15 protein-coding genes and 1 pseudogene are annotated in these 15,599 nt (G+C 48.7%); 6 read left to right on the top strand and 10 right to left on the bottom strand.

The genetic code is table 11. From position 1 onward, the window contains the following. Window positions 1-4: 4 nt before the first annotated feature. A complete protein-coding gene (locus tag FKG96_RS18130; RefSeq protein ID WP_149105781.1) occupies window positions 5-1,504 on the bottom strand; it encodes a DNA polymerase Y family protein in 1,500 nt (499 codons plus the stop codon). Further along, window positions 1,504-2,244, bottom strand: a complete 741-nt coding sequence (locus FKG96_RS18125) for an ImuA family protein (protein WP_149105780.1) — start codon at window positions 2,242-2,244, stop codon at window positions 1,504-1,506. The genes FKG96_RS18130 and FKG96_RS18125 overlap by 1 nt, the downstream gene beginning before the upstream one ends. A 70-nt stretch (window positions 2,245-2,314) precedes the next feature. On the opposite strand from FKG96_RS18125, the gene FKG96_RS18120 reads away from it, so the two are divergent. Continuing rightward, the gene (locus tag FKG96_RS18120) at window positions 2,315-3,112 is read left to right on the top strand and encodes a LexA family transcriptional regulator (protein WP_149105779.1); all 798 of its coding nucleotides are present in this window, start codon (window positions 2,315-2,317) and stop codon (window positions 3,110-3,112) included. A 25-nt stretch (window positions 3,113-3,137) separates the two neighbouring features. Next, entirely contained in the window at window positions 3,138-3,392 is a 255-nt protein-coding gene (locus tag FKG96_RS18115; RefSeq protein ID WP_130855483.1) for a hypothetical protein, read from the top strand. Between the two features lie 39 nt (window positions 3,393-3,431). On the opposite strand, the gene ligD is transcribed toward FKG96_RS18115, so the two are convergent. Next, window positions 3,432-5,453: a DNA ligase D gene (gene ligD / locus FKG96_RS18110; RefSeq protein WP_149105778.1), complete on the bottom strand. Its 2,022-nt coding sequence runs from the start codon at window positions 5,451-5,453 to the stop codon at window positions 3,432-3,434. A gap of 97 nt (window positions 5,454-5,550) precedes the next feature. Between ligD and FKG96_RS18105 the strand changes: the two genes are divergently transcribed. Continuing rightward, complete coding sequence (locus tag FKG96_RS18105) at window positions 5,551-5,727, top strand: DUF3606 domain-containing protein (protein ID WP_149105777.1); 177 nt, start codon at window positions 5,551-5,553, stop codon at window positions 5,725-5,727. 32 nt (window positions 5,728-5,759) lie between these two features. Continuing rightward, complete coding sequence (xth, locus tag FKG96_RS18100; RefSeq protein WP_149105776.1) at window positions 5,760-6,536, top strand: exodeoxyribonuclease III; 777 nt, start codon at window positions 5,760-5,762, stop codon at window positions 6,534-6,536. 253 nt (window positions 6,537-6,789) lie between these two features. On the opposite strand, the gene FKG96_RS18095 is transcribed toward xth, so the two are convergent. From FKG96_RS18095 to FKG96_RS18070, 6 genes and pseudogenes are all read right to left on the bottom strand, one after another. Beyond that, entirely contained in the window at window positions 6,790-7,014 is a 225-nt protein-coding gene (locus FKG96_RS18095) for a nuclear transport factor 2 family protein (RefSeq protein WP_149105775.1), read from the bottom strand. 241 nt (window positions 7,015-7,255) lie between these two features. Then, window positions 7,256-7,825: pseudogene (locus FKG96_RS18090) on the bottom strand (aldo/keto reductase); the annotation flags it as partial. 49 nt (window positions 7,826-7,874) lie between these two features. Next, window positions 7,875-8,627, bottom strand: coding sequence for a LytTR family DNA-binding domain-containing protein (locus FKG96_RS18085; RefSeq protein ID WP_149105773.1), 753 nt, complete (start codon window positions 8,625-8,627; stop codon window positions 7,875-7,877). Between the two features lie 2 nt (window positions 8,628-8,629). Next, window positions 8,630-9,697 (bottom strand): sensor histidine kinase, encoded by a 1,068-nt coding sequence (locus FKG96_RS18080; protein WP_149105772.1) that lies wholly within the window; start codon window positions 9,695-9,697, stop codon window positions 8,630-8,632. Window positions 9,698-9,745: 48 nt separating this feature from the next. Next, entirely contained in the window at window positions 9,746-11,986 is a 2,241-nt protein-coding gene (locus tag FKG96_RS18075) for a molybdopterin cofactor-binding domain-containing protein (RefSeq protein ID WP_210421315.1), read from the bottom strand. A gap of 3 nt (window positions 11,987-11,989) precedes the next feature. Further along, window positions 11,990-12,454, bottom strand: a complete 465-nt coding sequence (locus FKG96_RS18070) for a (2Fe-2S)-binding protein (protein WP_149105771.1) — start codon at window positions 12,452-12,454, stop codon at window positions 11,990-11,992. A gap of 842 nt (window positions 12,455-13,296) precedes the next feature. On the opposite strand from FKG96_RS18070, the gene FKG96_RS18065 reads away from it, so the two are divergent. Together FKG96_RS18065 and FKG96_RS18060 are read left to right on the top strand one after the other, a co-directional pair. Continuing rightward, window positions 13,297-13,761: a DUF1579 family protein gene (locus FKG96_RS18065; protein ID WP_149105770.1), complete on the top strand. Its 465-nt coding sequence runs from the start codon at window positions 13,297-13,299 to the stop codon at window positions 13,759-13,761. Window positions 13,762-14,351: 590 nt separating this feature from the next. After that, window positions 14,352-14,567: a hypothetical protein gene (locus FKG96_RS18060; RefSeq protein WP_130855507.1), complete on the top strand. Its 216-nt coding sequence runs from the start codon at window positions 14,352-14,354 to the stop codon at window positions 14,565-14,567. A gap of 102 nt (window positions 14,568-14,669) precedes the next feature. Here the strand turns inward: FKG96_RS18060 and FKG96_RS18055 are convergent, their stop codons facing one another. After that, entirely contained in the window at window positions 14,670-15,548 is an 879-nt protein-coding gene (locus tag FKG96_RS18055) for an SDR family oxidoreductase (RefSeq protein WP_149105769.1), read from the bottom strand. Window positions 15,549-15,599: the final 51 nt, after the last annotated feature.

The raw sequence follows: 15,599 nt of genomic DNA, 5'->3' as shown, positions 1-15,599 counted from the left end.
ACCGTTAAGCAAAAAAACCATGGATGAACCATTCCGGCTCGCCCTCGCCATCATAATGCCCTGATCGGAAGAGCCAGTAGCGCGCGCCGTCTTCATCTTCCACACGGTAGTAATCGCGCTGCGGACCCGTCTCGATCCACCACTCCCTTTCGATGCGCTCGGGCCCGTCCGCCTTTTTTACCTTATGCCTCTTCCCTTTGTGTACAAAAACCATGGGCGGGTAATCCGGCACGGGAGCCGATACCCGGATAGGCTCCGGCTCGGGCAAAAGGTAAATCGGGCGCGGCTCACCGATAGGCCAGGGGATGGCCGGCTGTTCGTCATAAGAGGTGGCAGGCCTGATGGAGCGCTCCGGCCAGTGGTGCTCATCCGGCAGATAGCGGCGGATGGCATCGTGGCCGGCACGTGTGGCGATCCGGTCGAGCAGATTGCCGATCTCCGTACTTTCATAGGCACCGCCATCGTTCCACAACTTCTCCTGTCGGGCATCGAGATCCTCCACAACGGGCGCTTCCAGTATAAAAAGCTCGATGCCCAGACCGGGGGCAATGGTACCGATCTTTTCGCCGAACAGGCGGAAGAGATGATGCCGGTCACGCGAAGGGCGGCCGGTGCCGATCCCGATCTGCTGTACCTTACCATCTATACGGAAAGACCGGAAAACCGCCTTCCGCAGCCCCATCCCGTCCTTCAGCAGATTCCGTGTAAGCATTTCCAACAACGTCTCCAGCGCCATTTCAATGGCCTTTCGCGTCTGTACCGGCTCCAGGCAGGGCAGGCGTTCCGCATAAGGTGCCGGCGGCCGCACCGGTTCCAGCGGTTCGGGAGAGGTGCCCAGTGCCTGGCCGATGCGGTTGAGCAACTGCTCTCCGAAACGGCGGCGCAGTACCGTACGGGGCATGCCAATAAAATCACCGATGTGGGTAAGGCCCAGCTTCTGCATGCGTTCCGTTATGGCCCGATCCAAACGCAGTGCGGCAGGAGGGAGGGGCATCAGGGCCGCCAGCTGCCCGCCGGGAGCAACAACAGCGCCATCCGTTCCATAACGGGCCACGGCCCATGCCGTTCCGATGGTGTCGGCCATGGCCATCAGCACATCATAACCCGCGCCTTTCAGTTTCCCGGCAATCTCTTCCATATAGGGCCTTTCCCCTTTCCATAGGTGGGTGCAGCCGGCGGCGTCCAGTATCAGTCCGTCGGGCAGGTTTATGCCCGCTATCGGCGTATAGCGCAGGCACTGTTCGGCCAGACGCTTCAGCAATTTTTCCGCACGGTGGGGCTCATAATCGAAGACCTCCAGATCGGGATAAAGGGCGCGCGCATCGGCCAGTACCATATTCACGGTAACGCCTTCCGCCGCTGCCCCGGGGCTCAGGGCCCGGATCACCATGCGCCCCCGCTCGGGCGCGGCCAGTACAAAAGCCTTTCCGCGCAGTTCCGGCCGGTGGATGGCCAGGTCATCCGTGAGCAGATGACGGAATGCTATCGCAACATATCTTTTCATCAGGTACCGGTATGTGTATAAACTTTCTTTTTAACGGGGGCATCGGGCGCAATGTGCCGGAAGTTACCGGCCTTCCAGCACAGGTGCCAGGTGCCGGGCCTTCCGTTGCGTATCTTCCCGAGCTGCACTTCCCACAGCGGGTGACCGATGCCCGGCAGGCGTCCGTCCTGTAGGCTGCCCAAGGGGCGTATGTTCCAGCGCGAGACGCAGGCCAGGTTGTTCAGGCGCCGCGGGCGATAGCGGTGCAGAAAGCCCGTAACACGGCTCTGCTCCACGGCCAGCTGTAGGCGGCGCGAGGCCGTCAGGTCCAGTTCGCGGATTTCACCTACCACAGCGGCGAGCGAAGGGCACTTAAGCGCCTCCTCCAGCACCCAGAGGGCATCCTTTTCCCCATGCAGGTTGATGAAAATCACCCGATGGGGCTCAATGCCGAAACCCAGCAGGGAGGGCGGAAACAAACGCTTGCCGATGCTCACCCAGAGGCAGGGACCCTTCCGCTGCATCAGGCGGCCGATCAGGCAGGCGATGAAGCCGGTGGATGCCGCCGCTTCCTCCGCACTGTTACTGATAAATTCATGGATGGCCCCGAGCGGAAAGGTGCCCATCGGGAAGGCCTTTTCCATCGGCCCCAGATCCCCGGGCAGTTCATCGCTTCCGTTCGGAGCGGAAAAACCCTCCGCTGCCAGAATCATTTTCCGCAGCTCCTCCACCACTGATTTTTTCTTCAACGAGGTTTCCATATCCCGATTTTATTTTTAACTTTGTCATTATTGGTGACAAAATGAATGTCATCAATAATAACAATACAAAATGGAAGCTGCAAAAGTTTTTTTCAGAAGCAATCTCCGGTTTCTCCGCAACCGCAAAAAATACAGTCAGGAACACCTGGCGCAGCTGCTGGGCCTTACACGCAGTAAATATACCGCACTGGAGAACGGGCAGACCGAAAATCCGCCGCTGGTCGACCTGATCCGGTTGTCCGAGTTCTTCAGAATCCCCGTTGATTACCTGCTCCGGCAGGACCTGGGCCGCTGGAGCGAATACGAACTGCGCAAGCTGGAAACGGGGGCAAAGGAATATATCAACGGGAAGAACCTGCGCGTACTCTCCATTACCGTTACGCCCGATAATAAGGAAAACATGGAGTATGTACCCGTAAAGGCCAAGGCAGGCTATGCCGCGGGCCATGCCGATCCCGAGTTTCTGGCGGCGCTGCCCAAATTTTCGCTGCCGAACCTTCCGGCCGGGGGTACCTATCGGATGTTCCCCACTACGGGCGATTCGATGCTGCCCGTTCCCGAGGGGAGCGATGTGGTGGCCCGTTATGTGCAGGACTGGAAAACCCTGAAGCCCGACAGCCTGTGCATCGTTATCCTCAAAGGTGAACGGGATTTCGTGTTCAAGCAGGTTACCCTGCAGCGGGACGGTACCGTACTGCTCCGCTCGCTCAATAAAAATTACGCGCCCTATACCGTAGGAGTCGAGGAAGTACTGGAAATCTGGCAGTATGTAAAGCACCAGACCGATAAGCTGCCCGAAGCCGGAACCGACCTGCAGGAAATCAGGCAGCTCCTTCTTGATGTAAAAAAGCGGGTCGAAAAAATATAAGGCTTGGAATTATTAAACAGAACAGATGGACGAACCCTTTTTCATAACCATAAATTACCGGAATACCGAACATAGTTTCGAAAGCCGTATCCGCTGGATGGGCTATACCCATAAGATCGAGGTGGAAGTATTCGGCACCATGGTGCATTTCGAGCCCGATGAAGAACGGAATTACCGGGCCATATTGGTAGATCCGACTGCCGACACGTCAAAAGAACTAAAGCCGGGGCTTTTGCAGGCAATCGCAAGCTATCTGGAAGAGCAGGTCAAATCTAAATGACCACCGGTCCGGTACCTATGCCTGGGACCTTATTGCTTATCAGGACAATAGGGATTTTAATTTTATCCGGTTACCGTTTATGATTTTTACATCTGTCAGGTCTCTGAACAGATCGCCTTTCTTTTTCAGCCGTTCAGGGATTGTCTCCATGGTAAAGGCATAGCGGTCGAGGCCCCGTTTCACTTCTTTCCAATCGAGCGGCGTACTGACAACCGGCAGGTGATAAGGGCGTACCGAATAAGGTGCCGCCAGCGTATCGGCATAATCATTCTGGTTGGCATCAACATACACTTTGCCTTTACGGTGATCGATCGTTTCGCTGCGCGTGCTGCTGTCCGGAACCAACGCATGCACCTCATCCGCCAGGGCATTGGCTATGGCACGGCTCTGCGTAAAAGTGAACCCTTTGCAGGGAATATAAATATGCATACCGGTTTTGCCCGAGGTCTTCACGTAGCCTTTCAGACCGTGCGAATCCAATACCTCCTTTACCGCAAGCGTCACCTCAACCGCCATTTCAAAACCCTTATCTTCCTTCTTCCTGCCCGAAACCGTCGGGTCCAGGTCGAGCCAGATATAATCCGGCTCATCGGGCTTTTGCACACGCGAAGCCCATGGATTGATGTCCACGCATCCCCAATCCACCATATAGAGCAGGGTTTCCAGATTGTTGCATACCAGGTAATCGATCCGGTCGCGCTTTCCTTTCTTTTTCACCCGTCGTTCATCGGTAAAGATAGCTGCGCAATCAGGCTGTCGGTTTTCCATGTCCTTGATAAAAGTGGTCGGGCCTCCGGCATGCGTCAGCTTCAGATTGAGCGACTGTGGCCTGTCTTTCAGGTAAGGTAAGATGTAGGGTGCAATCCTGTTGTAATATAAAACCAGGTCTCCCTTGGCCACGCCTTTCCAGAGCTCCCGACCGATATCGTGCAGTTTCACCGTGCAATGTTTCATCGGGAAGTCCGAAACTTCCCTGCCCTCTATCGATTCGTCCACCCGTTGCCAGTTGCTGCTTTCATTGAGATAAACCTTTTTTCCATCCGGTGGGGAACCCTTGCCATCGGCAGGGAGCGTTTCCACTTTTTCGGCAATCACCTCTACCGATTCGGCAGATTCCGGCACCTCCCGTACTACCTGATCGGGCCTTTTATCATAACGGAAGCCCAGGAAGGTGGCAGGTTTACGGATGCGACCCGATTTCGTCCAGGTAGCGAATTCAAAGTTGGCCACCAATTGCGGTTCTACCCAATGGGTTTTAGCTCCCTTGGTATCCAGTACCTGATTGGTGAACGGCGATTCATCGATTTCCAGTTCCTTCAGTTTCTTCAGAATACCGGGCATATCCTTCTGCTTATAACCTCCGCCGCTGCGGCCGATCCAGCGGAACTTACCCTTTTCATAGGCACCGAAGAGCAGGTGTTTGAAAGAGCGCGATTTGTCGGACTCCGCCCAACCTCCTATAACGAATTCCTGCCGTTTCCGTGTCGGGATCTTCAGCCAGTTATAACTGCGGTCGCCTTCCAGGTATTCGCTGTCCTTTCGTTTGGCAACTATGCCCTCCAGGTTCATATTCAGCACCTCTCGGTATAAAGCCCGGCCGTCCTCAAAACTTTCGCTGAAGCGCAACACTTCGTGTCCGCTGATCAGCTTTTTCAGCAGTTCCTTCCGTTCGACCAGCGGATAATGCCGCAGATCCTCTCCGTCTAGCCAAAGCAGGTCAAACACGCAATAGCTGATGGGCGTACTTTTTCCATTATAGAGCTGTATGGCATCAAAGTCAGGTTTCCCGTCGTCATTGAAGACCACCACCTCGCCATCGATGATGACGTTGTGCTTCAGTTTACGGAGCGCTTTTTCAATCAGCGGATACCTGGAAGTATAGTTGAGGCCACCTCTCGAGTCCATCCGCACCGTTCCATCTTCCACAAAGGAGATGATGCGATAACCGTCCCATTTGATTTCATATAGATAGGCATCGCTGTCTACCGGCTCCTTTACCAAAGTGCAGAGCATAGGCCTGATGCGTTCGGGCAATTTTCGTTTCGATCGTTGATCTGCCATATATTCCGGAACAATACGGATAGGGCTTTTGTTTAATTTCAGCGGCTCAGTTAAACACTTTTGCTTTGCACTTGTTAGAAAAGGAAAAACGAATATTATGGCAGATGATAAAAGCAAAAGGGACGGCAGAGACCGTAGCAAGGTAGCGGGCGATGAACGCTACGAAATCGATTACCTTGTAAAAGAACTGGGCGTGAGCCGTGCCGATGTGGAAGATGCAATAAAAGCTGTGGGGAACGATCGGGAGAAAATCATAAAACACCTGAAAAAATAGCCGGTTTCAGATAAGGTGTATCCCCTTATTTCATGAAAATTGCGACGTTCAATATCAACGGCATCAATGGCCGTTTACCCGTTCTGCTCCGCTGGCTACGGGAAGAAGAACCTGATGTGGTGTGTTTGCAGGAACTCAAAGCGCCCCAAAACCGCTTTCCCTTAAAAGCCATCCACGAGGCAGGTTACCAAGCTATCTGGCACGGTCAGAAAAGTTGGAACGGGGTGGCAATTTTATCGAAATTGGGAGAGATCACAGAGGTGACCCGCGTGCTTCCCGGTAACGTGGAAGATAACCATAGTCGGTACCTCGAGGCGATCATTGATGACACGCTTATCTGCTGTTTGTATCTGCCCAACGGCAACCCTTATCCAGGGCCTAAGTTTGACTATAAGATGGCCTGGATCAAACGCTTTAAGAAGCGGGCTGGCCAGCTGATAAAGATGGACATTCCCGCCATTCTGATCGGTGATTTTAACATTATCCCTACAGAGCTGGACGTTTATAAACCCCAAAAATGGGAGAACAACGCCCTGTACCGCATGGAAGCAAGAAAAGAATTTAAATCCCTGCTCAAACAGGGATGGATGGATTCGATCCGTAGGCTATTTCTCGATCAGGCAGTCTATACCTTTTGGGATTACCTCTGGAATGCCTATGGGCGTAATGCAGGCCTCCGATTGGATCACATTTTGCTAAGCCCCAAAATTGCACCCCGGTTGATCGAGGGCGGCATCGACCGACATGTCCGTGGCTGGGAAAAGAGCAGCGACCATGCACCGGTATGGATCCGCTTGAAAGCAAAGTGAGTCGGTTAGATTTTCTGCTGCAGAAGGTTCTGTAAAGCACATTTTATTAGAGCTATCCTACGACTGATTGCATCATTTTCCGGCAAGTATATAACCCGATGTAAAGTCGTTTATGTGCTTAGCAAAGCACGCTGCTTGCAGTAATCACCTTCCAGTCCCCGTTAAATAACTTCCAGACTCTGGTAAACTTAACACGGCTTTCAAATGGCTGGTTCAGGTAAACGCCCCTAATCTCCTTAGTGACCACCACTTTTCAGATATCTCCGAATAGGTGCAACTGCCGTTCTGAGGCAGCCAGTTCGGTAATTTTTAAATCCCCGCTGATATGAGGGGCCATATCCTCCTTTTTGGAAAGCACCATTCCCAGGTGATTAACAAATAGCAACTCATCGTGAAGCAACTGATCCAGTACCTCTACATTGCTGTTTAAGATGGCTGTAATAAGTTGTGCTTCTAACTTTAAAATTTCGCTCTCCATGGCGGTTTGTTTTATAGATGATACCGCTAAAAGTATAAAATTAATCTCTAAAACACCACGCGAAACGTCAGTTGGATATTCTAGGATAAATTTCCAGTGAGTTTTGCTAACTCCTCTGTGGTAAATTCGTAATCTGCCGACCACATATTTTCCTGTAAGTGTGCCAATTTGGTTGTACCTACCACTGGAACAACAAATGGTTTCTAAGCCAATAACCTAGCTATACCAACCTGTGCTACGGTTAACCCCTGTGGTGACCAAATTCTTTAAAAACATCTATTATGCCCCAATTAGCAACGATGTTTTCGGGCTCATACCGAGGTAATAAAATCCTGTTATCATTAATTGGATTGTATTTTGTCCGCTCATTGATATATTCCGAAATAAGACCACGACTTAACGGGCTATACTGTACAAAGTCTATCCCCAATTCTTCACACAAACTCAAAACGCCATTTTCGGGATTACGGGTCATCACCGAATATTCACTTTGTATAGCTGTTACGGGTTGTATGGCGTGTGCTTTGCGAATGGCATCCAAACCGTCTTTACTTGAATTAAAATCCCGTTCGCTCAATCCAAAATGTTTTACCTTTCCCTTAGCAATAAGGTCTTTTACTGTTCCCGCTACATCTTCCATTGGTACGTTCGGGTCTATGTAATCTGTCCTTAGACTTTTAAGCGAATTTTCAACAACCTGTCTAATCCGTTTAGGACCACTATCAAGACAGATTTCCGGTTTTCCCTCCTCAAAGCCGATTTTATGCAAACGATTATGTCTTTTAGAGATAGGTTCGATAGCCTCTCCAACTAATTGCTCATTGACAAGGCGTTAGTAAATCAAGGCGTTGGCAAATATGTCAACTCGCAACCCATTGCCGGAACTCAGAAGCACGGTTTTTACTGACGTAGAGACTTTCCGGGGTTTCGGTGTCCAGGGAAACCAGCAGCCTGTTATCGAACCAAATGGTAATGCCTTCGATGGCCCGCTTGGCGATAATGAATTGCTTGTTTGCCCGAAAAAAGCTATTGGGGTCAAGGGATAGCATAATATTTTCCAATCGCTTATTATAGGGCAACTTTTTTCCATCCTTGGTAAGGATGGATGTATGGTCGTTGGTGCTGTAAAAACAAGAGATTTCATTAACCGGAACGGGTATAAGTTTATCATGTATAGGCAATAGGATTTTTTCCGGGAACCGCCAGTAGGGTTCCATCTTCACCAGTTTGGAAAGATACCGACTCACGTCACTCCGGCTGAACTTCCTGAATTTATGAAGAGCCCGCTCCAGCTGACTGATATCAATGGGTTTCAACAGGTAGTCGATGCTGTTTACCTTGAACGCTTGGAGAGCATATTGGTCGTATGCGGTCGTGAAAATCACTGGCACATCGATTTCAGCGGCCTGGAATATGGAAAAGGCCGATCCGTCAGACAGGTGGATATCCATGAAGATGAGCTCCACCTCCTGAGCGTGCCGGGCGAGCCAGGACACGGTTTGTTCCACACCTTCCGTCCGACTTATCTGCCGGATATCGGGAGCCACTTCATTCAGTATCTTTTCAAGATTTGTTGCCGCTAACGGCTCGTCTTCAACAATCAGCACGTTCATAGTTATACTTCTTTTTGTTTTAACGGGAGGCGTACCGTGAACTGCGTCCCATTATCTGAAATGACAATATCTTTGCCCATCAGCAGTCGAAAACGACTTTGTAGGTTAGCGATGCCGATTCCATTTCTACCTCCAGGCTGGTCAATTTTCTTGCGTATGGGGTTGGTCACCACCAACTCTTGCTCCGTATTGATACTGATGGATACTTCCATTGGCGTTACACCGTTAATTACATTGTGCTTAGGGATGTTTTCAAGTATTGGCAACAACGATAGCACAGGCAATTCCAAGTCTTTATTGTCACCTGGAATCGATATCTTGTAGCAAAAATGGTCACCATGCCGCGTGCGCTGAAGGAAATAAAAGGCATCGAGGAAGGCCAGTTCGTCTTCAAGCGACACCAGGCCCCTACCTTCGCTTCCCAATACATAACGGAAAACATTGGAAAGGTTCTGTATATATGTGAGCGTTTGCCCCTCATCGCCGTTACGGACCAATGCGGAGAGTGAATTAAGCGAATTGAAAAAAAAATGGGGGTTTACTTGGTTCGTGAGCGCTTCATATTGGCTTTGGAGGTTATCCAGTCTCAGCTGTTCTATTTCCTGCTCCCGTTCCAGTTTTTGTGCATACAACGAATAGGCATATCCCATCAATGTACAGACTGCCCACATGGTCATGAACTGGAAAAGGAGGATGACGCTGAACCAATCCAGCACCTTGTCCGATATGTAGGAAATCGCTACATAAAGCAGGTAAGCAACCACGGCAATACCGAACGTCCATAGTCCCGTCCGATAAATTTTCGTTTCAAAACCTTCGGTAATGCCCTTCTTTAGCAGGATATAACACAAGAGACTGAAATACAGATACCTAAATACGAAGAAAGTGACATATCCGACTGTACTGCCGTTTTGGAGATATTCTGCATGGGTTCCCTGCAGCAGTTTTGCGATATTGGGATAGATAAGGAAAAAGCCCATTGCCAGCGAAACAGCCAAGATGGTACGTCTGGGCAGCGATAATCGTTTACGCGTACGACCGTTATCAACAGCTGGAAAATGTGTTGTCATCGCAACGAATTTACCAATTTTCAAACAGTTACTGGCATTGTGACCTATCTATGTATTGTTATGTATAGATGCTGTTTGGGAAGGCCGACGGAGTAGATCCGGGTTAATGGGCAGATCCCTAATCCGTATACCCGTAGCATTGTATACTGCATTGACCAGTGCGGCAATTGTAGGCCCCTGCGCGGCCTCGCCGGCTCCCAACGGACGTTCATCCACCCGGTCGATTACCTCAACATCGGTGTCCGGCGCATCATTGAACCGTAGAATGGGATATGACGCCCAATTGAGACTGGTGATGTGGGTAGCATCGAACGTCACGGATTCCATCAACCCCCAACTGACGGACTGGATCATCCCGCCTTCAATCTGGTTCTTCAATCCGTCCGAATTGATGGTTTCACCTGCATCGACCACTGCCCACAATTTCTTTACGCTGACTTTTCCATTCTGTCGATTGATGGAGACCAAAGCGGCTACCGCGCAATAAGCGGCAGAATTCTTGTACCGTGAAAAAGCATACCCCAACCCGCCATCTTTCCCCACTGTCACATTCTTGGTGTTTTTAACCAGTAACTTTAGGCAGTAGCTGGCCCTGCTGTCTTCCAGGTGCCTGAGCCGGAAGCTAATCGGATCCATACCCGCCTTTACCGCCAGTTCATCCATGAAGGATTCGATGGCGAAGATATTGGCATAGGCCCCCAGCCCTCTGATGGATGATCTACGCAACGGCCCGGTAAATATGTGCGATTGCAGTTTCATGTGCTCGATACGATAGTACGGCTCGGCATTACGGGTCGCCCCTCCCCGGAAACCTGACTCGGGAGGGCTATATCCTTTATCGATATACCATGCAGGCAGTAGGTTGGCGGCATCACCTCCGGGCCTTGTTCCGTGCACATCCGACCACAGATCATACTTCCATCCGCGGATGCGACCACTATCATCCAGGCCTGCCGCCAATTCCATAATCATGGCCGTACTATAGGGCTCCCAACCGTTTTCCTCATCGCGCATCCACTGCAACCGTATATGTTTGCCCGGATAGTTCACCGCAAGCAATGCTGCTTCTGCCGCAACGTCGTCAGCCCCGTTGTGGCCGTAGCACCCTGAACCGGGCACGCCTTTAACATGGATATTCTGCGGGAGCATATCCAGGAGCCCGGCGAGTGCATCCCTGAGTGGGTAGACCCCCTGACAGTGTGTCCACACCCATAATTTTCCCGCTTTGAACAGCGCTATGGCACAGGAAGGCCCGTTGGCAGCGTGCATGATGTATGGCTTGAAATAAGAGGCTCGATGGACAATTGCCGACGTCGAGATAATTCGTTCCCGCCAGTGCTCGGTCTCCCTGTCTGTTTCGGATGCTGCCGGCAAAGACTTCAAGTGGCCCGGTAAAGGTTCACTAGCAGGAAGGGGCGATCCCATTTCCCATTTTAAAAGGGTTTTGATCTGATTGGCAAGCTTGATGGCCTGGAATTCCTCAGGAGCGATGACCCCGAGGAAGCTGCCTATCTGTACTGCTTTTTGCAAACCTTCGAGTTTGCTGATTGCAAGTTTGTCGACGGAAGCCAGCTTTGCTCCATGTGCCGGAGGCCTGATCATGCGGGCATGGACCATTCCGGGGAAGCGTAGGTCATGGAGAAAATAGGTCTTAGCTACTAGAATATCTTCGATATCCTTTCGGATCAAAGGCTTTCCAACGTATTTCCTTACCGTTTTTGCAAAGATGGTTTCCGGTAGGGTAACGGTTTGGGTGAGTTGCTGACCGGCCAACAACTCCTGAATGGCGATTGATTTTCCGCTGCCGCTGATCATTGCATCTTCTAAGGACAGGGTCGCTTTTCCAAGCCCGAGCTTGTCCGCTGCCAGCTCCAGAAGTCGTTCCCTTGCACATGCCGCGGCATTTCGCACGGCCATGCCGCTGGTTTCGATGGACATACTCCCCAGCGTATACCCTTCATCCGGGGTGTAGCCCGTTTCGGCGACATGAATCTCGATCAGGTTCATGCAGGTATTCAGTTCCTCGGCAGCAATCTGCATAATCGCCGTCATGATCCCCTGGCCCAGCTCGATCTTGCCCGTTAGTATCTTAATTCTTCCGTCTTCCAGTACCTGTAGCCAGGAGTCGATTCGGTCGCCATCTACGGGATCGGTTCTCATCGCAGGTTCGGTTATTGTCTCGTTGTCGTCGGTTTTCCGGTCACAGGCCAGGTCGAGCATGGAGAAACCGATGCTGAGTAGCCCGATAGACTGGATGAATTTCCTTCTCGTGGTTGTTGGTTCCTGCATAGTTTAACGATTTGCTGCGTTTTTTACGGCCCTGATTGCCCTCGCATGAATGCCGCAACGGCAAATATTCAACTGCAAACCATTTTTAATTTCCTGTTCTGATGGATTTGGATTGCGCTTGAGCAGAGATACCGACGCCACGACCAATCCATTCAGGCAATAACCACACTGAGCGGCCTGTTCTTCCAAAAATGCCTGTTGCACGGCATGCAGCTCGCCTTTCTTCGTTTGCAACCCTTCCAATGTGGTTATTTGCGCATCACCGACTGCACTGATTGCCAAGGTGCAAGAAGTCCTAGCTACGCCGTTTAGCAGTACCATACATGCTCCACATAACGACTGCCCGCAACCGAATTTCGGCCCATTGAGAAACAGTTCGTTCCGCAAGATGTAAAGCAAGGGTGTGTCTGGTTCAGCATGGACCTTATGCGATTTTTTATTTACCCGTATGTTAAAAGTTTCTTTCATAATCTAGCCGAATGTTTTTTTCTGATGACGCTCACTTTTGGTTGGCCTTACACCAAAAGACCATATATTGTATAGCCCTGACAGTATCAAAGTTAGTGATCTTGAGGGCGCATTGGCTTTCATATTCGTGAAAGCGAATAAATTAGTGGTGAAGACGAAAAGAATATGCTGAAGCAGGCGGGAATACAGGGAAATTGTATGAACGGTAGAATAAAAGTGAACGTCACCTCATGGATTTTACAAAAATTGGTTAACTTTTAAAATTTTACTGTTAAAAATAATGGCGTGGTATTATTACAAACGACTTCAAAATAAAGCAGACCTTCAGTCACCTAACTTAGGCCAGTTCTAAAAGTACAGCTCAGGCAGGCACAATATTAAACTAAATAATCTTAGTTTAAGAAAATGCGTAGCATGAATAGTTAAAAAGACCAAAAAACGGACGTTTTTATGTACCAAGAAAACGACGGTAATATTTTGATAATATAATCGAGGATATATCCTATCTGGTATGGTATTCAGATTTTTTCCCCAGTGTATTGTAAACATCTTTTTTATAATAAATAATTCCGGCCGCTACAAAAAAGATATTTTGAATCTACGGGTCTACTGTTAGGGACTTTTCTTACACGGCGTCACCAAAGTGACGAAGAAGCAAATCTTGGGAATATCTAGTCAGATAGCGAATGTGCGTAATCATATTTGGGATTGCTACGTATAGAATGTTCGGAAACGGCGAAAAACGTTAGTTTGCAGAAATTCAGCTGAAGTAATAACTTTAAACTATCAATTCTAGCAGGAAGTAAAAATCGGGGAATCATTAAATATAAAAAAGGCTAACTATGAAAATAACGAACTTAAGCAGCAAATTTGTTGGGCATTGGAAAGGCACATATCGTTTGGTGCTGAGTTGGTTGCCCAATCCTGACTTTATCTCCGTTTCTAACATGGTGATTAAGTCCATAGCCAATGACAAATTCCTTATGCTAAGCTATGACTGGCAACATGAAGGTGTTGGCCAGGATGGTTTAATATTAATTGGCAACATCAACAAACAAGCCGGAGTTACTGCCTCATGGGTCGATTCTTGGGGAATGAGTGGAAAAATCATGAATTGTTACGGAACAATCAATCAACAAGGTGACATTATTTTATTAGGTTCTTATGAAGTGCCGGATAATCCTGATTGGGGTTGGAGAATCGAGATTCCATGCCCTAATGATAATGCACTGCAAATTTTAATGTATAACATTAGCCCGGAAGGTGAGGAATTCTTAGCAGGCGACACAAATTATACGCGTGTTTGAAGAACTAACGACCGTTTTTAAGAACTGATAAATCAGTAAAAGATTTACTGCCTTTTTACGTTAGAAATCTGTCCACCAAGATTACTGGAAGAATTAGTAACCGTTACGATCAAGAATAGACGAATATTGGTGTGACAGGAAAAAATAATAATATTCTTTATTCGTAAGACAACAGATGCAACTATAAAGAACAAATTACAGTGTTAATAAAGTAAGTGCTTACCTGTGTTGTTAACAATAAATAAATTGTCATGTATTATACCGCTGGGTCGCTAATGGTGTTATTTAGGCTTCTTTTTTCCTTAATGTCGCTTTTATACCCAAATAAACCTTGCCCGTTTCTATACTGCCCGTTATTTTTGAAACTAAGGGAGAGATCTGGTTTACTAGGGGCTTCCTTCGGGTCCTATCCGCCGCCTATTCACAGTATATACACGCTATATTCGCCTTTAGGGTAGTAAAAACGGGCTTTTAGCGGTAAAGTAGCGGGTGGATATCGGCTAAAGAGGGGGTGAGGCATCTCTCCGGATAATATGTTTTTGTGAACCTTAGTCTTCGTTTAGGAAGCGAAGACTCCAAACCTGTATGTTATGAATCAGCACAGACTTTATATTTATCCCAAGGATGTTACCATCATTACCGGAAAAGGTATCCGCCATGCACAACGGCTGCTGCGGACGGTCCATGTGGCTTTAGGTAAGCGACCTCACCAACCTGTTACTTTTCCTGAATTTGCCAGATATATGGGGCTCGACGAACAGGCCGTGCGGGAAGCCTGTATTGGCACCGTTGTAAAGAAAGAATGAAATAACTGACTATCGGGTAACATTAGCGAAATCATTTATTCCCCGATAAGTGCTGTCAAAATCTGACAGCACTTTATTTTCAAAGTTTCGATAGGGAGCAGGTCAGCTATAAATCTGTTTTAAAAATTCACAAACGGATGTTGGCTTCCTGCCCAATAACATGGTCAATGCTTCATCATCTTTATCCAGGCTGTGCGCTGCCAGTGCTGCGGCCCACATGGCAAACATGCCAATATACAGCTGCGGAACTCCGGCATTTTCCAGCATTGTTTTAAATTCACCCATTTCGGGAGATTTATAATGGATATCCCGGCCCAATACTGCGGAAATTTCCCCGGCTATGGTTTTAAAACCAACCGATTCGGTATGGGTCAGTGTATAAGTTTTACCTTTATGCCCGTCGGTAGTTAAAACGTTGGCAGCGGCTTCCGCCAGTTCTTCCAGAAGCACCCAGCTTGCTTTTCCTTCCCCGGCAGGAAAAACGATTGTTCCGTTTTCAGCGACCTTATCTCCGATAAATACCGGAATCATTTCAGCATAAATACCGTTCTGAAGTATCGTGTATTCCATGCCGCTTTCCTTTAAATACTGTTCGGACTCAACATGCGAATTTTGAAAGCCGCTTATGGGCGAACCTTCAAACCCTGGTTTTCTTACAAAGGATGTATATACAAGATGTTTTACGCCTGCTTCCTTAGCAGCCCTGATCGCATTTTTGTGATGTTGGGTACGGTTCTCCATGGCTCCTCTATCATTGCTGGAAACCAATAACAATCTCTCCACATCTTGAAAGGCTTTTATCATAGATGTATGATCGGCATAATCACCTTCTCTTACCTGAACACCCTGTTCTTTTAAGCGACCTGCTTTGGCCGCATCTCTGACCAAAACGGAAATCTCCGAAGGATGTACTCCATTTTTCAATAAATACTCAACCGCTTTTGAGCCGAACCGGCCCGTTGCTCCCGTAACTAAAATCATATTTTGTTTTTTAAGTTTTAATGATCCCTTTTTGTATTTTTTTGAGTTTTG

Origin of the sequence: Olivibacter sp. LS-1 (assembly GCF_008245145.1) — a bacterium.
In the GTDB taxonomy this organism is placed as follows: Bacteria; Bacteroidota; Bacteroidia; order Sphingobacteriales; family Sphingobacteriaceae; genus Olivibacter; species Olivibacter oleidegradans.
Note: the sequence above shows the minus strand (reverse complement) of the source record. Positions and strands in the feature narration are given on the sequence as shown.